24 protein-coding genes and 1 tRNA gene are annotated in these 20327 nt (G+C 58.0%); 13 read left to right on the forward strand and 12 right to left on the reverse strand.

What is annotated here, in order from left to right; translation table 11 throughout:
* Window positions 1–524: hypothetical protein (locus F8J34_RS05815; RefSeq protein WP_297057096.1), on the forward strand; the 524-nt coding region annotated here is incomplete at its 5' end.
* Here the strand turns inward: F8J34_RS05815 and F8J34_RS05820 are convergent.
* Window positions 451–1116 (reverse strand): aminodeoxychorismate/anthranilate synthase component II, encoded by a 666-nt coding sequence (locus F8J34_RS05820; protein WP_297057098.1) that lies wholly within the window; start codon window positions 1114–1116, stop codon window positions 451–453. The two genes, F8J34_RS05815 and F8J34_RS05820, sit on opposite strands and share 74 nt — an antisense overlap.
* Window positions 1117–1118: 2 nt before the next feature.
* Window positions 1119–2600, reverse strand: a complete 1482-nt coding sequence (trpE, locus tag F8J34_RS05825) for an anthranilate synthase component I (RefSeq protein ID WP_297057100.1) — start codon at window positions 2598–2600, stop codon at window positions 1119–1121.
* Window positions 2601–2721: 121 nt separating this feature from the next.
* Here trpE and F8J34_RS05830 point away from each other — a divergent pair, with 121 nt between their 5' ends.
* Window positions 2722–3576 (forward strand): GGDEF domain-containing protein, encoded by an 855-nt coding sequence (locus tag F8J34_RS05830; RefSeq protein WP_297057102.1) that lies wholly within the window; start codon window positions 2722–2724, stop codon window positions 3574–3576.
* Between the two features lie 87 nt (window positions 3577–3663).
* Window positions 3664–4191, forward strand: coding sequence for a hypoxanthine phosphoribosyltransferase (hpt, locus tag F8J34_RS05835; protein ID WP_297057104.1), 528 nt, complete (start codon window positions 3664–3666; stop codon window positions 4189–4191).
* 50 nt (window positions 4192–4241) lie between these two features.
* Here the strand turns inward: hpt and F8J34_RS05840 are convergent, their stop codons facing one another.
* The 7 genes from F8J34_RS05840 to F8J34_RS05870 form a co-directional block, all read right to left on the reverse strand.
* Window positions 4242–4421 carry a hypothetical protein gene (locus F8J34_RS05840; protein ID WP_297057105.1) on the reverse strand — a complete coding sequence of 60 codons (180 nt, stop codon included), beginning with the start codon at window positions 4419–4421 and terminating at the stop codon, window positions 4242–4244.
* Between the two features lie 34 nt (window positions 4422–4455).
* On the reverse strand, window positions 4456–4815 hold the full coding sequence (locus tag F8J34_RS05845) for a hypothetical protein (RefSeq protein ID WP_297057107.1): 360 nt from the start codon (window positions 4813–4815) through the stop codon (window positions 4456–4458).
* Window positions 4816–4840: 25 nt separating this feature from the next.
* Window positions 4841–5173, reverse strand: coding sequence for a hypothetical protein (locus tag F8J34_RS05850; RefSeq protein ID WP_297057109.1), 333 nt, complete (start codon window positions 5171–5173; stop codon window positions 4841–4843).
* A gap of 19 nt (window positions 5174–5192) precedes the next feature.
* On the reverse strand, window positions 5193–5444 hold the full coding sequence (locus F8J34_RS05855; protein ID WP_297057112.1) for a sulfurtransferase TusA family protein: 252 nt from the start codon (window positions 5442–5444) through the stop codon (window positions 5193–5195).
* Between the two features lie 28 nt (window positions 5445–5472).
* Window positions 5473–6654, reverse strand: coding sequence for a YeeE/YedE thiosulfate transporter family protein (locus F8J34_RS05860; RefSeq protein ID WP_297057113.1), 1182 nt, complete (start codon window positions 6652–6654; stop codon window positions 5473–5475).
* Between the two features lie 214 nt (window positions 6655–6868).
* On the reverse strand, window positions 6869–7630 hold the full coding sequence (locus tag F8J34_RS05865) for a twin-arginine translocation signal domain-containing protein (protein ID WP_297057115.1): 762 nt from the start codon (window positions 7628–7630) through the stop codon (window positions 6869–6871).
* Between the two features lie 306 nt (window positions 7631–7936).
* Complete coding sequence (locus tag F8J34_RS05870) at window positions 7937–9247, reverse strand: class I SAM-dependent RNA methyltransferase (protein ID WP_297057117.1); 1311 nt, start codon at window positions 9245–9247, stop codon at window positions 7937–7939.
* 67 nt (window positions 9248–9314) lie between these two features.
* On the opposite strand from F8J34_RS05870, the gene F8J34_RS05875 reads away from it, so the two are divergent.
* The 4 genes from F8J34_RS05875 (at window position 9315) to F8J34_RS05890 (ending at window position 13022) form a co-directional block, all read left to right on the forward strand.
* On the forward strand, window positions 9315–9908 hold the full coding sequence (locus F8J34_RS05875; protein WP_297057119.1) for a DUF3334 family protein: 594 nt from the start codon (window positions 9315–9317) through the stop codon (window positions 9906–9908).
* Between the two features lie 14 nt (window positions 9909–9922).
* The gene (gene mdh, locus F8J34_RS05880) at window positions 9923–10849 is read left to right on the forward strand and encodes a malate dehydrogenase (protein WP_297057121.1); all 927 of its coding nucleotides are present in this window, start codon (window positions 9923–9925) and stop codon (window positions 10847–10849) included.
* A 61-nt stretch (window positions 10850–10910) separates the two neighbouring features.
* Window positions 10911–12377 (forward strand): bZIP transcription factor, encoded by a 1467-nt coding sequence (locus tag F8J34_RS05885; protein WP_297057123.1) that lies wholly within the window; start codon window positions 10911–10913, stop codon window positions 12375–12377.
* A 420-nt stretch (window positions 12378–12797) separates the two neighbouring features.
* Window positions 12798–13022, forward strand: a complete 225-nt coding sequence (locus F8J34_RS05890) for a DUF2283 domain-containing protein (protein WP_297057125.1) — start codon at window positions 12798–12800, stop codon at window positions 13020–13022.
* A 139-nt stretch (window positions 13023–13161) separates the two neighbouring features.
* On the opposite strand, the gene F8J34_RS05895 is transcribed toward F8J34_RS05890, so the two are convergent.
* Window positions 13162–13237, reverse strand: a tRNA-Ala gene (locus F8J34_RS05895).
* Window positions 13238–13298: 61 nt separating this feature from the next.
* The gene (rbr, locus tag F8J34_RS05900; RefSeq protein ID WP_297057127.1) at window positions 13299–13874 is read right to left on the reverse strand and encodes a rubrerythrin; all 576 of its coding nucleotides are present in this window, start codon (window positions 13872–13874) and stop codon (window positions 13299–13301) included.
* 126 nt (window positions 13875–14000) lie between these two features.
* On the opposite strand from rbr, the gene F8J34_RS05905 reads away from it, so the two are divergent.
* From F8J34_RS05905 to F8J34_RS05930, 6 genes are all read left to right on the forward strand, one after another.
* On the forward strand, window positions 14001–14945 hold the full coding sequence (locus F8J34_RS05905; protein WP_297057129.1) for a glycosyltransferase family 2 protein: 945 nt from the start codon (window positions 14001–14003) through the stop codon (window positions 14943–14945).
* Complete coding sequence (locus F8J34_RS05910) at window positions 14942–15820, forward strand: lysylphosphatidylglycerol synthase transmembrane domain-containing protein (RefSeq protein ID WP_297057130.1); 879 nt, start codon at window positions 14942–14944, stop codon at window positions 15818–15820. Before F8J34_RS05905 ends, F8J34_RS05910 begins: the two co-directional genes overlap by 4 nt.
* Window positions 15807–16445, forward strand: a complete 639-nt coding sequence (locus F8J34_RS05915) for a MarC family protein (protein ID WP_297057131.1) — start codon at window positions 15807–15809, stop codon at window positions 16443–16445. Before F8J34_RS05910 ends, F8J34_RS05915 begins: the two co-directional genes overlap by 14 nt.
* Window positions 16442–17470: a histone deacetylase gene (locus F8J34_RS05920; RefSeq protein WP_297057133.1), complete on the forward strand. Its 1029-nt coding sequence runs from the start codon at window positions 16442–16444 to the stop codon at window positions 17468–17470. The genes F8J34_RS05915 and F8J34_RS05920 overlap by 4 nt, the downstream gene beginning before the upstream one ends.
* A gap of 177 nt (window positions 17471–17647) precedes the next feature.
* Window positions 17648–18835: a pyridoxal phosphate-dependent aminotransferase gene (locus F8J34_RS05925; protein ID WP_297057135.1), complete on the forward strand. Its 1188-nt coding sequence runs from the start codon at window positions 17648–17650 to the stop codon at window positions 18833–18835.
* A gap of 1 nt (window position 18836) precedes the next feature.
* Window positions 18837–20105, forward strand: coding sequence for a phenylacetate--CoA ligase (locus F8J34_RS05930; protein WP_297057137.1), 1269 nt, complete (start codon window positions 18837–18839; stop codon window positions 20103–20105).
* Here F8J34_RS05930 and F8J34_RS05935 read toward each other — a convergent pair.
* The coding region (locus tag F8J34_RS05935; RefSeq protein ID WP_297057139.1) for a TonB family protein at window positions 20102–20327 on the reverse strand (226 nt) is incomplete at its 5' end. The two genes, F8J34_RS05930 and F8J34_RS05935, sit on opposite strands and share 4 nt — an antisense overlap.

A 20327-nucleotide genomic window follows, 5' to 3' on the forward strand; every position in this document is an offset into this window, starting at 1 on the left:
CCCAGAACCCCCATCCCCGCACCGTAAAACTGGTACGGGCCACCCAGGAACCCCTGCCCCTGGTTCCCCGCCCCTTTCGGGAGGTGGCTCGCCGGGCCGAGGTCAGCGAGGAGGAACTCCTGGCCTGGATCGAGGAGATGCTCCGCAAGGGGGTCATGCGCCGGTTCGCCGGTCTGGTGCGCCACCATCGGGCCGGTTTCCGGGAAAACATCATGGTGGCCTGGCGCGTACCCGAAGCCCGGGTGGAGGAAATCGGCCGGGCCCTCGCCCGGGAACCCGGGATCACCCACTGCTACGAAAGGGTCTCTTACCCCCGATGGCCCTACAATCTCTATACCATGCTCCATGCCCCCCGAGGGATAGAAGACCGACTCCGGGAGATCTCCCGTCGCTATGCCCTTTCGGACTTCCTGGCCCTGCGAACCCTTCGGGAATATAAAAAGATCCGGCTCAAACTCTTCCTGGAGGGAAACGGAGAAAATTCCGCAGGATCCGCACCCCCTCGGGAAGATCGTCCGAATTAAAATCCCACTCGCGCGGGGGTTTGCTCAGCCGCTTCCAGGCCTCAAGCGAGGTCCCTATGGATTCCGGATGGAACTGGACTCCCTCCACCGGATATTCCCGGTGGCGTACCCCCATTATCTCCCCGTCCTCGGCCCGGGCGGTGATCGTAAGCTCCGGGGGGAGACTGGCCTCCTCGATGGCCAGCGAGTGATAACGCATGGCCTCAAAGGGGGAGGGCAGCCCCTGAAAGACCCCCCTGCCGTCGTGGGTGATCTGCGAGGTCTTGCCGTGCATGAGTCTTCGGGCCGAAACGATCCTCCCCCCGAAGGCCTCGCCGATACATTGGTGCCCCAGACAGACCCCCAGGATGGGCACCCGACCGGCCAGCACCCGGATCAACTCCACGGAAATGCCGGCCTTCTGCGGGGTGCAGGGGCCGGGGGAAATAACCACGTGGGTGGGGCGCAGCCCCTCGGCCTGGGACACGGTGATCTCGTCGTTCCGGTAAACCAGGATCTCTCCCTCCGGAAAGAGCTTTTCCAGCATCACCCCCAGGAGCTGCACCAGGTTATAGGTGAAGGAATCGTAATTGTCTATCACCAGGAGCCGCATTCCTAGACCACCCCCTTCCTCACCAGCTCCAGGGCCTGCATCATACCCCGGGCCTTGTTCAGGGTTTCCTCGTACTCCCGTTCCGGATCCGAATCGGCCACTATTCCGGCCCCGGCCTGGAGATAAAGCCGATCCCCCTTCTGGAAGAGGGTCCGAATGGTGATACACAGATCCATGTTCCCGGAAAACCCGAAATAACCCACCGCTCCGGCATAAGGGCCCCGCTTCACCGGCTCAAGCTCCTCGATGATCTCCATGGCCCGGATCTTGGGAGCCCCGGAGACCGTCCCCGCAGGGAAGGCGGCCCGGAAGACATCGAACATGTCCCGTCCCGGAGCAAGCTCCCCCCTCACCCCGGAAACCAGGTGCATGACATGGGAATAACGCTCGATCACCATGAGATCATAGACCTCCACGCTGCCGTAGGTGCATACCCGCCCGATGTCGTTCCGCCCCAGATCCACCAGCATGAGATGTTCGGCCCTTTCCTTGGGATCGCGCAAAAGATCCCGGGCCAGCTCCGCATCTTCGGTTTCGTCTTGCCCCCGCGGACGGGTGCCGGCAATGGGACGGGTCTCCACCCGCCCCTCCTCCACCCGCACCAGGATCTCCGGGGAAGAACCGATCAGGGTCTCGTCCGCCAGGCGCAGAAAGAAAAGATAGGGCGAGGGGTTGATCTTGCGCAGAGCCCGATAGAGAGCAAAGGGAGGAAGATGGGATCGTCCGGAAAACCTCTGGGAAAGCACCACCTGAATGACATCCCCGGCGGCGATATACTCCTTGGCCCGACGCACCATTTCCTTGAAGCGCTCTTTTTCCATCTCCGGGGAAAGCTCCGTGGCCTCCCCGGCCCGGGTGGGGGGAGGATAAAGAAGCGGCCCCCGGATGCGGGAGACCACCGCTCCGATCTCCGCCCGGGCCCGCTCGTAAAGGGCCTCCAGCGATTCCCCGGGCTCCACCCTCACGTTGTAAATCACCTGTAAGACGTGCCGGACCCGATCGTAGGCCAGAAGGATCTCCGGAAACATGAAATGCAGATGGGAGAAATCCGCGGTATCCGGGGCCAGATCCGGCAGTCGCTCAATGAAACGAACCACATCATAGGCCAGAAACCCCACCGCCCCTCCGAAAAAGCGCGGAAGCTCGGGAATACGGGGGGCCCTATAGGCGAGGACCTTCTGTTTGAGGACTTCCAGAGGATCCTCCACCTCCCGGGTGATCTCGCCGTGGCGATCAAGCAGGGTAACCCTCCGCCCCCGGGCCCGAAAGATCAAAAAGGGCTGCAGGCCTATAAAACTATACCGGGCCCATTTTTCCCCTCCCTCCAGACTTTCCAGCAGAAATCCGTAATGACCGGAAAAGAGCTTATAAAAGAGGGAAATAGGGGTCTCCAGATCCACCAGAAGCTCGGTATAGACCGGAATCAGGGAATAGGTTTGCCCCAGAGAAACGAATTCCTCTTTGGATGGGCGAAGTTCTATCATGTTCCATCTTATTAATCTCTAAGTTTGAGCTTGGCAAGAGAAGCCTCTTCCACTATACTGGAACCGTTTGTGAACTATACTCTTTCTCCAAGCGGATAAACGGAAGCGAGCGGTAGCAGACATGCCTACGGATGCTTTTTCCGAATTTCTGGAAAGGGAGGCCGATCGTCTTCGCACCTGCTGGGCCGCCTTTCTCTCCCCCTTTCGGGAACAGCAACTGCCCCTCCCCCCGCGTTATGCGGAGGAGTTCCGAAGGTACGAACCCCTTTCTCCCGGGGAGAAAAAGAACACCCTGGTGGAGATCCTCCGGGAGACCCGGGAGGTGCTCAACTGGCTGCTCCTGCACGTGGATATCCGGGACAAACTGGCCCAGGAAGGGCGTCTGGGGGCCCTGGAGGAACTGCTGCACCGCCTGGAGGAGCTGGAGCGTCAGGTGGATTACCTGCGCGAAGAGCTTCTGCGCGACCCCCTTACCGGGCTCTGGAATCGCCGGGCCCTGAATATCTTCTTTCCAGAGGTCATCCGGCGCATAACCGAGGGGAAGGAATTATACGTGGTGGTCTTTCTGGACATTTACGGTTTTAAGGAGGTGAATCACCGCTTCGGTCACCAGGCCGGGGATCAGGTCCTGATCCGCGTGGCCAATCGTCTTCGGACCCTGACCAAAAGGGTGGATATGCCGGTACGCATAGGGGGCGACGAGTTCATCCTCCTTCTGGCTGCCCCTTCCCTGGATCGGGTGGCCCCTTTCCTGCTGGAACTGGCCGGAACCCCCATCCGGATCGAGGACCTGGAAAAGTACCTGGCCTGCGGAGCCACGGACATCCTGGGTACGGACACCCTGGAATCATGTCTGCACCGGGCGGATCTGGCCATGTATAAACACAAACTTCTCCTGCGCGACTGGCTGGCCCAGGGAGGCGAAGGCCCCTTTCCCACCCCGGTCCTCCTCCGCGCCTACACCCGGGATATGTAACTCCGGGAGGATCCCTTCTTTGGCCTCCGGATCGCAGGAGGTTAAATTTAAAGGGGTCGCTCCCAAAATTAAAGGAGGTCGAAGCTCATGTCCGAGGAACTCAAGCTTCTGCTCTCCCCGGAGGAGATCGCCCGGCGCGTCCGGGAACTGGGGCAGGAGATCTCTCAACACTACCGGGATAGACCCCTGGTATTGGTGGGGGTGCTCAAGGGGGCCTTTGTATTCCTGGCCGACCTGATGCGGTCTCTGTCTCTGCCCCGGGTGGAGGTGGATTTCGTACGCCTCAAAAGCTACGGCTTCTCCGACACCTCCAGCGGTGAGGTCCAGATCACCAAGGACGTGGAACTACCCCTTCAGGACAAGGATGTCCTCATCGTGGAAGACATCGTGGATACCGGCTACACCCTGGCCTATCTTCTGGAGCATCTCCAAATGCACCGACCGTCCTCGGTAAAGATTTGCTGTTTTATCGACAAAAGCGAGCGCCGGAAGGTCTCCGTGCCTTTACACTTCGTAGCCTTTAAGATACCGCGGGGATTCCTGGTGGGTTACGGACTGGATTACGCCGAACGCTATCGACACCTGCCGGGGGTTTATGAAGTGATTAGGAAATGAAATAGTTTGGGAGAGGCAAGGGGGGCGGGGATTCCGCCCCCCTCTATTTTCTACCACCAGCTTATGGTCTTGTCCGCCTCCCAGATCATCTGGATCAGACGATCGTAGTCGGCATCCTCCTTGGCCTCGTAAAGGTTAAACTCCATGGCCTCGTTTCCCTCGTTGAGCAGGGAGACCAGCTTCTTCACCTCCTCGTTGGGCTCGTTTCTATATACATGTAGGATCTTCATCGTTACCCTCCTCAATTAGAATTTCGAAAAAACCTTAGTCCGCACAGGCCGGAGGCGGGCCGTGTTTCTGCTTGGGCATACCGTAACCGATGATCACATCCGCCTCCCGAAGCTTCTGCGCCAGCTCCTCCAGAGTGATGGGGGTGAGGCCGGCCTCCTCCACGTTGTATTTCTTGGCCTCTTCATCCATAGTATCCACCACCGCAAAGACATCTCCCTCCATGTCCCGGATCCATTCCATGTTCTCTTTCACGTATTCGGTGAGACGGGGCATCTTCTGATAGAAGATGCAGGCATGCGAAAAATGATTCTCCACCGACTGCCCCAGGGTGGAACGAATTCCATCGGTGATATACTGCCGATTGGCAATCAGAAAATATATCTTTAAAGACATTTCCTACCTCCTTCTTCCCGAATTTTTAGAGAACCAGATACTTCCCGCATTCTTCCAGAATCTCGCCGTGATAGGCCTGGGTACGCATCTGCTTGGGGGTCATCCCTCCGGGGATGTCCAGCTCCACATCGAACCCCTCACAGGTGTAGCTGTCCGCACAGATGGCCAGATCAGCCTCGGGGATCATCTGCACCAGCTTGGGGAATTCGAGCTGCTTGGTCAGATGCACCGCCTTAAAGGTGAAGAAGATCTTGACCTTCTTGCCCGCCCGCTGGGCCGCCTCCACAATCTTCAAAAGATGTCCCCAGTACTGGGGAGTGGTTACAAAAATTCCCAGCTTGTCCGGATCTTTACTCATGATACACCTCCTGCGAATTTTATTTGCCCTTTCTTACATAAAACCTCATAAATCCCGCATCTTCCTTAACCCCTAAAAACTCGTGTCCGGCCCGCTCGCACCACCCCGGGAGATCATTCTTGGACCCCGGATCGGTCCCCAGCATTTCCAGGATCTGCCCGGGCTGGAGCTTCTGAATGGCCTTCTTGGTCTTAAGAAGGGGCATGGGACAGGAAAGACCTTTGCAATCGATGGTGAGATCGGGTTTGATTTCATCCAGATTTACTCCCATAACTAACCTCCTTTACTGGATTTTTATTTTATAACTCCAATACAAAGCGGTTGGTTTCCTCGTTCCAGTCCACCAGCACCCTCCAGATGAAGAGGAAGACAGCGATCAGGAGTATCGTGCCAGCATAGCCCAGATAATCGGGGAGGAACACGCTTTTGCCCAGCCACTTGCTCACCAGCTCCCCATCCTCGTTCACATAAAGGATCTCGTACACACTGAAAAGGTGACGGACCAGCGAGTTGGAGAGACCGAAGAAGATGGCCACCACCCAGAGCTTGAGCTGCCCCTCGGCCACCCGCCACAGGCTTCCGGAACCGCACCCTCCAGCCACGGTCATCCCGAAGCCGAAGATGATGCCTCCCACCAGAGCCCCCAGACCGAAGGTGGGGGTCACATAGGCCATCTCGTCGCGGATACCGGCCAGCTTAATGATGGCAATCCCGATGGAGGTAAGAAGGAGGCTCACGATCACCGCCCGGGCCATGGTCGCCTCACCGGACATATAGGGCTCCCGCAGGGCGTTCACGATACAGAGACGGCTCCGGTGCATGGCATAGCCGATACCGGCGGTGAGGATCAGACACCCTCCCAGGGTGGCCCCCATATCCTTTTCACTTCCGAAATAGGCCTTGCCCGCCCAGATCAGACCGATAATGGCCAGAATGGCCAGCAGAGGATTGATCTTGGAAAGGTTGATCTCGAAACCACCCCCGGAAGGAAGATGCTCGATCTCCCAGTAGAGATACTTCACCGCAAAACGGACCCCGATCACCAGACCGATCCACATCAGAAGACCGTTGGCCGCGAGATTGTTGATGGCCATGTACATACCACCGATGTTACACCCCATGGCCAGGGCCGCACCTATTCCCATCAGAATACCGGACACTATAGCCTTGACGAACTCTATCCCCGGCGGAACCCGCAGACTGAATTCCCGGGCCAGGGTGGCGGAAATAAAGGCCCCCCAGAGAAAGCCTATATTAAGCACCGAAGAGGAAAACCATAAGGGATGGGGGGGAGCGTCCTCATAAAGCCCTAACCCGTAAAAAACCCAGTCGGCCCAGTTCCTCAAACCACCGACGATACCCCAGGGACGATACCACATTTCCAGGAGGATAACGAAGAAAGCGATCATAATGCCGCCTATCAAAGGGGACCAGTTCTCTACACATAGGGTACGATAGACATTTTTAAAATGCTCTTTCATACACCCTCCCCTCCTCCTGCGATTTTATTGGTTTCTTAGCAGCGAGTGCTCCCTTTGTCAAATCAAGATTTTGGAATAAAATGCCTATTAACAAGGTTTTTTTGGAAAATATTTCCTTTAAATCCCTAAAAATCTCCATTTTCGGAAAATAATTAAGAGGGGAGCCCTATACAGGCTCCCCTTAAAGATAACTTCCTTTCTTTAAGAAGCGATTTTACTTTTTAAGGGTAGCATAGGTCTCTTCCGGATGCGGCACATTCTGCCCGTGACAGTCCATACAGTTGTTCTGCGAGGTAATGCCGTTATGCAGCAGGTTGTAGAGGATCCGGTTCTTCGGGGTATAGCGCTTCCCGTTCCGCAGCCATTCGTTGAGATAGATGGTTACCTGCCTGGCCACATCCGCGGAGAGCCGGGCACACCTCTCCGCCCGCTCGTCCGTAAGGAACCCCACCCCTTCGGCGGCCATCCAGCGGCCCACGGAGATGTGACACACCGGGGTCCCGGCCACGCTCATGTTCTGAATCTCGGCCTTGAGAATCTTCCGGGGCTGATACTCGGGAAGAGGGGTATAGGAATAGAAGAAGGCCATGTCGTTGACGATGGCCTCGGCGGTGTCCGTATCCCGGGTTACCAGCCCGGCCACGATGCCCGCTCCGGTCAGGGTTCCGCACAGGGCGCCCCAGCCGGCCAGCCCGCCGTGGGCCCAGCGATAGGCATCCACCGGAAAGTCCTTCCACGGACCGCCTACCTTCTTGCGCAGCTGACTCACCAGCCCCTCCAGCACCGTGGAACAACACCACTTCTTGAAGTAGTGCCGATACGCCTCCCAGGCCACCTCGTCCGGATCAAGCTCCGCATACTCGAACTCCGAACCGTAACTGTAAGCCCAGGCTTCCCGCCCCAGAAACTTACCCCCTACCATTAATCCGGCCATTATACCCGAGGTTACCAGAAAATCTCGACGCGAAACTTTCATAATCCACCTCCTTTAATATGGTAGTTTTAGACCCCGCTCAACGGCTTCCGCCGTTTTCACCCTTTAAACCCCGTTTTGCCCATATGTGCCTCCTTAAGCCTTTTTTAAATTCATAATCTCATAGTTTAAGGGTATGTCAAGTATTAGCTAGTTTTTTCTAGTTTTCGGAAAGAATAGGATTAAAGAAGAAGTGAAAATTTAAATTTCCTTCTCGCAGAAGTCATTAAAGGTGAAAACAAAAGAATACAAAAAAACGAGAAAATGGCAGATCGGAGGCTTCAAACAGGAAACCACGGGTAAGGAAAGCTAGGGGTGCCGTCGAAGGAGGGCCACCACTTCCAGGTGATAGGTCTGGGGGAACATATCGAAACCCTTAAGGACCTCGGGGCGATAACCCGCGTCCAGAAGGAGTTTGAGATCGCGGGCCAGGGTGGGAGGATCGCAGGAGATATAGATCAGTCGATCCCGGGCCACCTCCGGCAAATAGCGCAGGAGTTCGCGGCAGCCTCCCCGGGGAGGATCGAGCAATACCAGGGGATAGGTTTCCGCCTCCTTCCAGGTCTCGATCAGGGCTTCGGTGGCGGTGATCCTTTCCAGACGCACCCTGGGGGTCAGTCCCAGATATTCCGCGGTATAGAGCCCGTCCTCGATGGCGCCGGGGTCGGTATCCACCCCCCGGGCCTCGGAAGCCTGCGAGGCCAGGGGAAAGAGAAAATTGCCCATTCCGGCGTGAAGATCCAGAACCCGCTCCACCTCTCCGGCCCGGAGGCGCAGATATTCCATGATCCGGAGATTGATCTCCCAGTTGGCCTGGGTGAACACCCCCGGACGGGCAAAATAAAGCGGCTCTTCCACCCCGGGGAAAAGGGAACTCGGTACCGGAAAGAGACGACGCCCCCGGTGAGGGGCCTCCTCGGGGAAAGGACCCCGGGGACGGGGCCCCCGGGTCCAGAAAAAGACGCTCTTTACCCCGGGTAGCTCCCGGGCCAGATCCCGCACGTCTTCCGGATCGGGTTCCACCGTGATCCAGAAGAGCACGGTAACCAGGCCCTCGGCCGGGGAGAGTTCCAGCTTCACCCGCTTGGCCCAGCTCTGAAGCCTTCGCCAGGCCGCACTCCGGGAAAACGCAGCCAGCACCCTCCCCAGGGGCTCTTCCCCCAGCAGACAGTCCTCGATCAGCACCAGATCGTGGCTCTTGCGTTTTACGAAACCCAGCCTCCCGGTGCCGGATTCCACATGGAAACGAAGACGGTTCCGATAACGCAAGGGAGACGGCGAGGGCACCACTCCCTCCACCAGGTCCCCGGGAATTCCCCCCAGACGCTCCAGGGTCTCCCGCAGCATTTCCTCCTTCCACCGGACCTGGGCGGGGTAGCTGATATGTTGAAACTGGCAACCCCCGCAGACCCCGTAATGGGGACAGGGAGGGGTCACCCGTTCCGGAGAGGGGGAAAGAATCTCCCGGACCCGGGCTTCCGCATAATCCCGGTGTTCCCTGACCAGTTCGATCTCCACCTCCTCGCCCGGGATCACCCCCGGGACGAAGACCACCCGGCCCTCGGGTAGTCGGGCCAGTCCGTCTCCGCCGAAAACGAGTTTTTCGATCCGGACCCTCATCTTCGTTGTCGAAGCTGAAATTCTATGTTAGGAGCCTAAATAATAATCGGTATCAGGGAGTCAAGCCATGGCGGAGAAGAGATTGAGCACGGTAAACCTGGTGGCCAAACTCGCCTGCGAGGCGGTAAAGGAGGTGGTGGAAGGGACCACCGGTTCCCGGATTCGCTACGCCCCCACCATCCAGCGCATCCCCATGGTAAGCCTCAAACCCGAACTGGGGGCCTTCGTGGAATTTACCGGAGATTACAGCGGGCTCTTCTGCATGAATTTTTCCGGAGCGGCGGCCCTGGAGATCTATCGTCGGGCCATGCAATTCATGGGGCTTCCCGAGGAGGAACTGGCCCGGGAATACACCTCCGATGAGGTAATAAATTTCCTCGGAGAAACGGTGAACCAGATCATCGGGGCCATGCGTCGCAAGATCGAAGCCCAGTTCGGGTTGACCGCCCGCAACAGTCAGCCCCGGGCCATCGCCATCAATCAAACCATAACCCTGCTCCTCAATACCATGATCGATCGGCCCCAGTGTCGGCGCCTCTCCTTTCGCACCCAGGAAAACGCTCCCTTTTACGTGGAATTAGGCCTGGAACAGACCGAATTCATCCCTCTGGAGACCCCGGAGGAAACGGACGTAGAGGACATCCTTTCCCAATTCAGTTGATAAGGAGGCCTCTCATGAGCAAGCTGGCCATTATCGGAGCCGGAGCGGTGGGGACCTCGGTGGCCCACTGGGCGGCGGTCAAAAGAATGGCCGAGGAGATCGTTCTGGTGGATATCGTGCCCGACCTGGCGCGGGGAAAGGCCCTGGATCTGGCTCAGGGAGCCCCGCTGGAGGGCTTTACCGGAAGAATCCTGGGAACGGAGGATTTCTCCGCCCTTTCCGGGGCCGAGGTGGTGATCATCACCGCCGGACGCCCCCGCAAACCCGGGATGAGCCGGGAGGACCTCCTCCGCACCAATATGGAGATCGTTCGTTCCTGTGCCGAGGAGGTGCGAAAATACGCCCCCGAAAGCATCCTCATTGTGGTCACCAATCCCATCGACGCCATGGTCTATGTGGCCTTCCGGGTTACGGGGTTCCCTCGGGAACGGGTCCTGGGAATGGCCGGGGTGCTGGATTCGGCCCGGTATCGGTATTTTCTGGCTCAGGCCCTGGGGGTATCCCCCCGCGATGTCCAGGCCCTGGTGATAGGCATCCACGGTGATCACATGCTACCCCTGGTAAGACTGGCCAACGTGGCCGGCATTCCGGTGACCGAACTTCTCGCTCCGGAAAAAATAGAAGAGATCGTGGAGCGCACCCGGAAGGGCGGAGGGGAGATCGTTTCCTATCTCAAGACCGGAAGCGCCTTTACCACCCCCGGACTGGCCGCTGCGGAGATGGCCGAAGCCATATTGCGGGACCAGAAACGGGTCCTCACCTGTTCGGTATGGCTGGAAGGGGAGTTCGGCCTCTCGGAGGTATTTCTCGGTGTGCCGGTGGTCCTGGGCCGCAAAGGCCTGGAAAGGATCCTGGAATTCAGCCTCACCGAGGAGGAAAGACAGGCCCTCGAGGCCTCCGCCCGGGCGGTAAGGTCGCAGATAGCCCTTACCGGCTTGTAAGGCCTTGTCACACCTCAAAGCCTCTGCTATGAGGAAGTAAAGCCCCAGAAGGAGGTCGGTGGTGAAGAAGATAGGGGTCTTTTTGGTCCTGATCTCGATGCTGTTGGGGGTCGGAAAGGGAGTCAGAGCCTCTTCCGGGGATGAGGACCTGCGATCCCTGGTGCACCAGCTCCTCAAAGAGGTGCAGGAACTGAAAAAGGAAAACGCCGAACTCAAAAGGGAGCTGGAACAGATCAAGGCCCAGAGGGTTCCGCCTTCCTCCAGCCCTTCGAGCAGGGTCTCTTACCCTCCAAAGAAACCCAGCTTTTTCAGCAAAGGGGCTTACGGGTCCTCGCCCAGCGGGGTTGATTTTTACGGTTTTCTCAAGATAGATGCCGTCTGGCAGGATGCCAACGCCGTGGGGGATGAATATGTCCTTTGGGTTCTGCCGGAACACAACCTCCATGGCGGACACAAGTACGGGGCCGATTCCACCTTTACCATCAATTTCCGGCACAGCCGGTTCGGTTTCAATCTTTACAAGGACTATCACCGGTGGCGCCTTTTCGGAAAGCTGGAAATGGATTTCTATACCCAGAGTAACGAAGAGGACACCTTACCCTGGAATCCAAACCATTCCCCTCTTCGGGCCCGGCGGGTTTTCGTGGGGGTGGAAAAAGGGACCTGGCAGTTGCTGGCCGGGCTTGACTGGCTGACCATTTCTCAGCTTTACCCCCATCTTTCCAACTTTCCTGCCGGGACCTTTATGGGCAACATCGGCTATCGAATGCCCCAGATACGCCTCACCAAATGGTTTGATCTCTCCCGGGGGCGTTTAAAATTCGAGGCCGCTCTGGAGAAACCTTACGCCTTCCCCCGGATGGAGGGGATCGTATGGGATGAGGATCCCTCGGACCGGGCCGGATATCCGGGCTTGGAAGGGCGCATCTCTTATACCACCAAAATCCTGGGGCAACCGGCCTTAATAGCCCTGTGGGGACATTATTCCGAGGAAGAGTATGACACCGTGGAAGGCACCGAGGATGCGGATAGCTATTCGCTGGGCCTGGAACTTAAGGTTCCGCTTCCCCTTTCCTTTGCTCGCAAGGCCTTTATCCTGGGCGAAATCTGGACCGGGACCAACCTGGACGGTTACTACACCGGTGGGGTGAACCAGGGGACCCGTTTTTACCTGGACAATGGCCGTTACGTCACCGACCTGCGCACCAAATACACGAACGGCGGTAAGATTAAAGACGTGGATGAAATCGACGCCCGCGGTGGCTGGGTGGAACTGGAAATCTTCTGGACCCCGAAACTGGTCACCCATTTCGGCTGGGGGATAGATAACCCCGACGATGGGGATCTCAAGGGAGTATCCGGAGCCCGCTTACAGCAGCAGATGTATTATGCCAACTTCCTTTACCGTTTTACCCGGGAATTCGCCCTGGGCGGGGAGTATATGTACATTGATTGCGATTATCGCAAGAGCGACGGCGACGACGGACGCCTCAACCGCTTCATGACCAGCTTTTACTATTTCTTTTAACCGGGGCTCCGGATTCCGAACAAGACTACCCGCCGTGTGATGGAGGAGTGATATAATCCTCTCCGGTGACGGAAAAGAATTTTTCATCGAGCTTAACGAAGACACAAAGATTTTCGTCTGGTTTATCCTCTACCGGGGAAGGGTAAAAGCTGTGGAGGGGTTTAACAAACGGCGGAAAGAAGAAAGGAGGTAACTCCCCTCCGAAATAAAACCCCCGCGTCCGCACGGGACGCAGGGGGCTCTCTTTTCATCTTTGAACACAAGCGCAGGGGATACAACACGTGGACCCACTACACTGACCGTATGTTACGCCGCATCTACCGCAAAGCGTGATAGGGAAATGGTGGAGTAGGTGCGATAGATTTAAGCTATAAATAAAACAACCATCCACAATGCCTTTCCCGACAGGGGGTTTAAACTATGAGGCTCAGGTATTATCCCGAAACCGATTCCCTTTACATTGACCTTTCCGAAAAACCCGGCGTGGATGCCGTGGAAGTGGCCGAAGGCGTGGTCCTAGACCTTGACGAGCACGGAAACGTGGTGGGCATAGACATAGACAACGCCAGCCAAAAGGTGGAACTCGCCAGGCTTCTAGTGGAAAGTTTTCCCTCCGAGCCCGAGGTCCTCAAGAAAGCAGCATAAGAAATAAAACCCCCGCGTCCGCACAGGACGCAGGGGGATCTCTTTTCATCTTTGAACACAAGCGCAGGGGATACAACACACGGCCCCACTACACCAACTGTATGTTGCGCCGCATCTACCGCGAGGCTTACCAAAGAATTGGTGGAGCCGGTGGGACTTGAACCCACGACCTCGTGAATGCCATTCACGCGCTCTCCCAACTGAGCTACGGCCCCACCGGAGGGTGGACGATTTTAGCTTAATCGCCCCCTCCGAACCTGTCAAGACGAGAATGCTCTACCAGTTCTCGCATACCGGCTCGAAGTAGCCGCGGGGATGGGCGCAGGCCGGACACTTTTCCGGCGCCTCGGACCCTACGTGAATATATCCACAATTACGGCACCGCCAGACGATGGGTTCCTCGCGCTTAAAAAGGGTGCCGTCCTTGATCCTTTCGGCCAGGGCCCGGTAACGCTTCTCGTGGAACTTTTCCGCCTCGGCTATGGCCTCAAGCACCGCGGCGATCTCCGGAAACCCCTCCTCCCTGGCCACCTTCGCGAACTCGGGGTACATCTGGGAATGCTCGTAATTCTCCCCCTCCGCCGCAGCCAGAAGGTTTTCCAGGGTGTTTCCGATCTTTCCGGCCGGATAGGCCGCCTGGATCTCTACCTCTCCCCCTTCTAGGAACTTGAAAAGACGCTTGGCGTGTTCCTTCTCCTGTTCCGCGGTCTCGAGGAAAATGTCCGCAATGCGTTGATACCCTTCCTTCTTGGCCTGGGAGGCAAAATAAGTATAACGGTTCCGGGCCTGCGACTCCCCGGCAAAGGCGGTAAGCAAATTCTTCTCCGTCCGGGTTCCCTTAAGACTCTTCATGCCTTTCCTCCTTCTTAAAATTTGTTTCAGGTTAGAACAGATACCGAATCTGTCAATTCCCTCTGGCCCATCTCCGGAGCGACTTCGGTTGAGGAAAGGGGTTCTCTCCGGTATAAGGTAATACCTATGGAACCAGAAGTATCGGTGGTCATTCCGGCTTATAATGAAGAGGAAGCCCTTCCGCGCCTACTGGCCCGTCTGGAGGAGGTGCTCCCGGAGCTGGGGCGGCCGGTGGAGGTCATCATCGTGGATGACGGTTCCACCGATGGCACCCCGGAAATATTGCGCCAGGCGGTAAAGCGCTATCCCTGGCTGCGCGGGTTTATTTTGCGCCGTAATTTCGGCCAGAGCGCGGCTTTGACCTGCGGCATCGAGGCCGCCCGGGGAAAGATCATCGTCACCCTGGATGCGGATCTCCAGAATGATCCCGCCGACATCCCCCTGCTCCTGGCCAAGCTCGAGGAGGGGTACGACGTGGTATCCGGCTGGCGCAAAGACCGGCAGGACCCCTGGCTTTCCCGAAAAATTCCCTCCCGGGTGGCCAACTGGCTTATCGGAAGGATCACCGGGGTGCGAATCCACGATTACGGCTGCACCCTCAAGGCCTACCGGCGGGAGGTGATCCAGGGCATCCCCATCTACGGGGAGCTGCACCGTTTTATTCCGGTGCTTACCGATCTGCGCGGGGCCCGCATCACCGAGGTCCCGGTGCGGCATTATCCCCGCCGTTTCGGTCAAAGCAAGTACGGTCTTTCCCGCACCTACCGGGTGCTTCTGGATCTTCTGCTCATGTTCTTTTTTCAGCGTTTTGCCACCCGTCCGCTGCATTTCTTCGGGCTCCTGGGGCTCTTTCTGTTTGTAAGCGGCTTTTGCATCGAAAGTTATCTCTCCATCCTCAAAATCTTCTACCACCAACGGATCGGACAGCGCCCCCTCCTGCTCCTCGGTGCCCTGCTTATCATCACCGGAGTAAACCTCCTGGGAACCGGACTTCTGGCTGAACTCCTGGTGCGCAGCTATTATGAGGGAAGCGGACGCAAGATCTACGCGGTAAGGGAGAGCCTGCCTTGAAAAAAACCGCCGGATTCCTCCTGCGCCTGGCGATAAGCGCCGGGATCATCTTCTACCTGCTGCAAAGAAGCGACTGGACGGCTCTTAAAAAAGCCCTCCTGAACTATCCCCCCGGCTGGTGGCTGGCGGGTCTGGTATTTTACGCCCTGTTTCAGGCCGCCAGTGTGGCCCGCTGGCGTTATATCTGTAAGACCCTGGGATTCCGGAAACCTTACCTCTATTTCCTGAAACTCTACCTCCTCAATATGTATGTGAATACCTTTCTTCCCGGCTTCATGGGAGGCGATGTGGTAAGGGGATACTATCTGGTGCGGGACGGATTCGGGTTAAAGGAAAGTTCCTTCAGTGTGCTGGTGGACCGGGGAGCCGGTCTCATGGCCATCTGTTTTCTGCTCCTCCTTTTTCTGCCCTTTTACGGGGGGTTTATCCCCCGGCATGTCCGTCTCACCGTGGAGGTATGGGCCCTGGCGGTGGTGATCGGGGGCGGGGTTATCTCCCTCTGGGCCTCCCTCCGGAGGAATCGGAGCCTTGCTCCTCTGGTCTGGCCGGATGCGGGGGCGGTATTCCTTTACGGACTGGTGGTTCAGGTCCTTTACGTCTTTCAGTTCGCGGTGATGGCTCAGGGGCTCCATATCCGCCTTCCCTGGAGCCTGTACTTCGTCATTGTTCCCATTACCGGATTTCTCTCCTCCCTTCCCGTAAGCCTGGGAGGGCTGGGGCTGCGAGAGGGCAGCCTGGTCTATTTTATGGGACTCCGGGGGGTTCCCCAGGAAAAGGCCCTGCTGCTGGGGCTCCTGGTCTATTCCACCGTGCTGACCGGGGCTCTGCCCGGGGCCCTGGTCTATCTTCGCGGGGTAAAAAGTGCTCGAACTTAAGCTCCTCTTCAAGACCTTCGTGGCCATCTTTATCATCGTGGACCCTATAGGAGGGATCCCCCTCTTCCTGAGTCTCACCGCCCGGGAAAGCGAATCCCAGAGAAGGGCCACGGCCCTTAAGGCTGTGGTGGCGGCTTTCCTGGTGCTGGCGGTCTTTGTCCTGCTGGGGGAGAGGATCCTTTCCTTCTTTCAGATCTCCCTGGGCTCGTTCCGGGTGGCCGGCGGGGCCCTCCTTTTCATCATTGCCCTGGATATGCTCCAGGCCAAACCCCGAAGCACCAAAAGCACCCCTCCGGAAGAGGAGGAAAGCCGCCAGCGAGAAGACGTGGCCCTGGTCCCCCTGGCGGTCCCCATCCTGGCCGGCCCCGGGGCCATAACCACGGTCATCGTCCTTTCCGGCGGCGAATCCCTCCCGGCCAAGCTCATCGTACTTCTGGCCTGTGCCCTGGTCATGACCAGCACCTTCCTCATCTTTACGCAGGCCTCGCGCATCGCTCGCTTTCTGGGACACACCGGGGCCAATCTGCTGGTGCGAATTATGGGTCTTCTTCTTTCGGTTATCGCGGTAGAATACATGGTGGCAGGGATTAAAGAATTATTTCCTGCACTAGGAGGTCAAGGATGAAGATAGGTCTGGTGTATGACCCCATCTTTCTGCGGCATGTACCCGGGGCCTTTCATCCGGAAAGGCCGGAAAGATTAACCGCCATCCGGGAGAGGCTGGAGCGTGAGGACCTCTCCGGCCTGGTGGAATATCTTTCTCCCCGGCGGGCCCGGCGGGAGGAAATCCTGTGGAACCACAGCGAGGCCCATTATGAACGGGTGGCCTCCACCGCTGGAAAGGCCTCGGTTCAACTGGACCCGGATACCGCCACCTCCGAGGACTCCTTCGAGGCCGCTCTTCACGCCGTGGGAGCCCAGTTCGAGGGTCTGGACGAGATCTTCCGGGAAAATTATCGGGTGGTCTTCTGTCTGGTGCGGCCTCCCGGGCATCATGCCGAGTATGATCAGGCCATGGGGTTTTGCCTCTTCAACAACGTGGCTCTGGCCGCCCATTACGCCCTGAGGGTCCTCAAATTCTCCCGGATCCTCATCGTGGACTGGGACCTCCATCACGGAAACGGCACCCAACACGCCTTTTATCGCCGGCGGGAGGTGCTTTATTTTTCCCTGCATCAGTTCCCCTACTATCCGGGCACCGGCCGCATGGAGGAGGTGGGGCGGGAAGAAGGCACCGGTTTTACGGTCAACGTTCCCCTTCCGGCCGGTCAGGGGGATGTGGAATACCTGGCGGTGTTCAAGGAAATCCTCCGTCCCATCGCCCTTCAATATCGGCCTGAATTAATCCTGGTCTCCGCGGGTTTTGACCCCCACCGCAACGACCCTCTGGGAGGAATGCGCCTTTCGGCCGAAGGATTCGGGGCCATGGCCGAAGTGATTCAGGAAATCGCCGAGGAGACCGCGGAGGGACGTATCCTCCTCACCCTGGAGGGGGGCTACGATCTTACCGGGCTGGCCGAAAGCGTGGCCGAGGTGATCAAGGTCCTTTCCGGCCAAAAGAGGGTGGAGATCCGGGGCGAACCCTCCGCTTCCTTTCGTGAGTACCTGCGGGAAACGCGGCAGTTCTTTTCCCGGTACTGGTCCCTCTGATGACTCCCAAGGACTTCTCCCCCTGGGCCCTGCTGATCTCTGCCCTGCCTATCGGGGTGGTGAGCTATTTCCGGCGGAGATGGTCTTCCGAACCTTTTCCGCCGGGCTGGTCTCCATCCCCGCATCTTTATTTTTTCTTGGTTTTGTAGTAAAAATCAGCCCCGAAAGGAGTTCTCGATGATCGCCGCTCAAATAAAGGACTATCTCGAACGGGCCTCCTGGATCCGCAGGATGTTCGAGGAGGGGGCCCGCCTCAAGGCCCGTTACGGTGCGGACCGGGTCTGCGATTTCAGTCTGGGCAACCCCGACGTTCCTCCCCCTCCGGAGGTGAGCCAGGCCCTGCGGGAACTCCTCTCCGAGGACAGACCGGAGCTCCATGCCTACATGCCCAATGCGGGCTTCCCCTTTGCCCGTGAGGCCATGGCCGAAAAAATAACCCGGGAGCAGGGGGTGCCGGTTTCCGCGGAGGAGGTGATTCTCACCTGCGGGGCTGCCGGAGGGCTTAATATTATCTTCAAGGCCCTGCTTGATCCCGGCGATGAGGTGGTCTTCCCCTCGCCCTTCTTTGTAGAGTACGGGTTCTATGTGGAAAACCACCGGGGGGTTCCCCGGCCGGTCCCCACCCGGCCGGATTTTTCCCTGGATCTGGAGGCCCTGGAGAAGGCCATAGGCCCGCGCACCAAAGCGGTACTGATCAATTCTCCCCACAATCCCACCGGGCGCATTTACCCCGAGGAGGATATCGCCGGTCTGAGCCGGATCCTCCAGGAAAAAAGCCGGACCCTGAACCGAACCCTCTATCTGGTTTCGGACGAACCCTATCGGAATCTGGTCTTCGACGGCCGGAAGGTCCCCTCTATCTTCCAACACTACCCGGCAAGCCTGGTGGTGGGGAGCTTCTCCAAGGAACTCAGCCTTCCCGGAGAACGGATCGGTTTTGTGGCCGTGCATCCGGAAATGCCGGAGAAGGATTCCGTCCTTGCGGCCCTGATCCTGGCCAACCGCATCCTGGGGTTTGTCAATGCCCCGGCCCTGGCCCAGCGTCTGGTGGCCCGATGCGCCACCGCGTTGGTGGATGTTTCCGTTTATGAACGCCGGAGAGATCTCCTCTGCTCCATCCTGGAGGAGGCCGGTCTGGAATTCATCCGTCCCGAGGGGGCCTTTTATGTCTTCCCCCGCACCCCGGGGGATGACGTGGAATTCTGTCGCCTCCTTCAGGAAGAACTGATCCTGGCGGTTCCGGGGCGGGGCTTCGGGGCTCCGGGACACATTCGTCTGGCCTTCTGTGTGGATGAAGCCACCATTGAACGTTCCCGGGAAGGATTCAAGCGCACCGTGGAAAAGGCTCGAACCCAGGGGAGGTAAGATGTATCAGGCGCGTCTGGAAACCATGCCCCGGGAGGAACTGGAAAAACTGCAACTCAAACGGCTAAGAACAACCCTGGAACATATCCGCAACCACAACCCCCGCTATGCCCAAAGATTCGGGGATCTCAGGCCTGAAGACCTCACCGACCTCTCCCAGATCCGGGAACTTCCCTTTATCACCAAGGACGAGCTGCGCCGGGCCTATCCCCTGGGGCTGGCCTGTGCCCTGAAGGAAGCCCTGGTCCGATTTCACATGTCCTCCGGGACCACCGGCACCCCGGTAATCAACCCCTTCACCCGGGCGGACGTAGAGCAATGGGCCGAAATCATGGCTCGATGTTTGACCGCCGCCGGCCTCACCCCTGCGGATGTACTTCAGATCACCCCGGGGTTCGGGCTCTTTAACGGGGGTTTCGGGTTCCATTACGGTGCGGAAAGGATCGGTTGCTTTGTGGTGCCCATAGGTCCGGGACGCACCCTCATGCAGCTCAAGTTCATGCGCGATTTCGGCACCACCGCCCTGGCGGCCATCTCCTCTTATCCCCTCCGACTCATTGAGGTGGCCCGGAAGGAGGGGTTTGACTTTCGCGAGACCCGGCTTCGGGTGGGAATCTTCGGAGCCGAGGTCTGGAGCGACGAAACCCGCAAGTATATCGAGGAATCCATGGGCATCGAGACCTTCGATATCATAGGTATGACCGAAACCGGTGGGGTGGGGCTGGGCATAGATTGTCGGGCTCATGAGGGTATCCACATCTGGGAGGACCATTACCTGGTGGAGATCGTGGACCCCGAAACTGGAGAGGTGCTTCCCGATGGAAGGGAAGGCGAGATGGTGGTCACCACCCTGACCCGGGAAGGGTTGCCCCTTATCCGCTATCGCACCCGAGACATTACCCGGATCATCTCCCGGGAACGCTGTTCCTGCGGGAGGACCATGCTTCGGGTGGATCGTATCCGCGGACGCACCGACGATATGCTCAAGGCCAAAGGGGTAAACTTCTACCCCCGCCAGATCGAAGAAATCCTCATGCGTCATCCGGAGACCACCCCGGAATATCTCATCCGGATAGGCAAAAAGGCTGGAAAGGACTTCGTGGAAATCCTGGTGGAATGCCGACAACTGGAGGAGGGGCTCTCCCGGCGGCTGGAGGAGGAGATCTACAATTTCCTCGGATTCCACGCCCGGGTAAAACTCCTTCGGGAGGGAGATCTTCCCCGCAGCGAGGGGAAGGCCCGCCGGGTAGAACGGGTGGAGGAAACCTAGGAAAGGCCCCGGGGGGTGAAGATCACCCTTACCGTGCAGGGCTGACCCGGGGCGGGATAGGGAGCCGCGGCCTTTATCGCCGCTTCGGCCGCCCGATCGAAAAGGGGATTACCCGAGTGCTTTATCCATTGATAATCCAGAAGTTGCCCCCGGGCCGAAAGTCTCAGCCGGATTTCGGCGGTGAGATTCTTCTCCTTTTCCAGGGCCAGAGGAACCTCGAAA

Origin of the sequence: Thermosulfurimonas sp., assembly GCF_015491435.1 — a bacterium.
Lineage (GTDB): Bacteria > Desulfobacterota > Thermodesulfobacteria > Thermodesulfobacteriales > Thermodesulfobacteriaceae > Thermosulfurimonas_A.

Coding starts and splice junctions, on each gene's coding strand:
- F8J34_RS05820 (WP_297057098.1), bottom strand. CDS start 1,116: ATGCGGCTCCTGGTGATAGACAATTACGATTCCTTCACCTATAACCTG.
- trpE (WP_297057100.1), bottom strand. CDS start 2,600: ATGATAGAACTTCGCCCATCCAAAGAGGAATTCGTTTCTCTGGGGCAA.
- F8J34_RS05830 (WP_297057102.1), top strand. CDS start 2,722: ATGCCTACGGATGCTTTTTCCGAATTTCTGGAAAGGGAGGCCGATCGT.
- hpt (WP_297057104.1), top strand. CDS start 3,664: ATGTCCGAGGAACTCAAGCTTCTGCTCTCCCCGGAGGAGATCGCCCGG.
- F8J34_RS05840 (WP_297057105.1), bottom strand. CDS start 4,421: ATGAAGATCCTACATGTATATAGAAACGAGCCCAACGAGGAGGTGAAG.
- F8J34_RS05845 (WP_297057107.1), bottom strand. CDS start 4,815: ATGTCTTTAAAGATATATTTTCTGATTGCCAATCGGCAGTATATCACC.
- F8J34_RS05850 (WP_297057109.1), bottom strand. CDS start 5,173: ATGAGTAAAGATCCGGACAAGCTGGGAATTTTTGTAACCACTCCCCAG.
- F8J34_RS05855 (WP_297057112.1), bottom strand. CDS start 5,444: ATGGGAGTAAATCTGGATGAAATCAAACCCGATCTCACCATCGATTGC.
- F8J34_RS05860 (WP_297057113.1), bottom strand. CDS start 6,654: ATGAAAGAGCATTTTAAAAATGTCTATCGTACCCTATGTGTAGAGAAC.
- F8J34_RS05865 (WP_297057115.1), bottom strand. CDS start 7,630: ATGAAAGTTTCGCGTCGAGATTTTCTGGTAACCTCGGGTATAATGGCC.
- F8J34_RS05870 (WP_297057117.1), bottom strand. CDS start 9,247: ATGAGGGTCCGGATCGAAAAACTCGTTTTCGGCGGAGACGGACTGGCC.
- F8J34_RS05875 (WP_297057119.1), top strand. CDS start 9,315: ATGGCGGAGAAGAGATTGAGCACGGTAAACCTGGTGGCCAAACTCGCC.
- mdh (WP_297057121.1), top strand. CDS start 9,923: ATGAGCAAGCTGGCCATTATCGGAGCCGGAGCGGTGGGGACCTCGGTG.
- F8J34_RS05890 (WP_297057125.1), top strand. CDS start 12,798: ATGAGGCTCAGGTATTATCCCGAAACCGATTCCCTTTACATTGACCTT.
- rbr (WP_297057127.1), bottom strand. CDS start 13,874: ATGAAGAGTCTTAAGGGAACCCGGACGGAGAAGAATTTGCTTACCGCC.
- F8J34_RS05905 (WP_297057129.1), top strand. CDS start 14,001: ATGGAACCAGAAGTATCGGTGGTCATTCCGGCTTATAATGAAGAGGAA.
- F8J34_RS05920 (WP_297057133.1), top strand. CDS start 16,442: ATGAAGATAGGTCTGGTGTATGACCCCATCTTTCTGCGGCATGTACCC.
- F8J34_RS05925 (WP_297057135.1), top strand. CDS start 17,648: ATGATCGCCGCTCAAATAAAGGACTATCTCGAACGGGCCTCCTGGATC.
- F8J34_RS05930 (WP_297057137.1), top strand. CDS start 18,837: ATGTATCAGGCGCGTCTGGAAACCATGCCCCGGGAGGAACTGGAAAAA.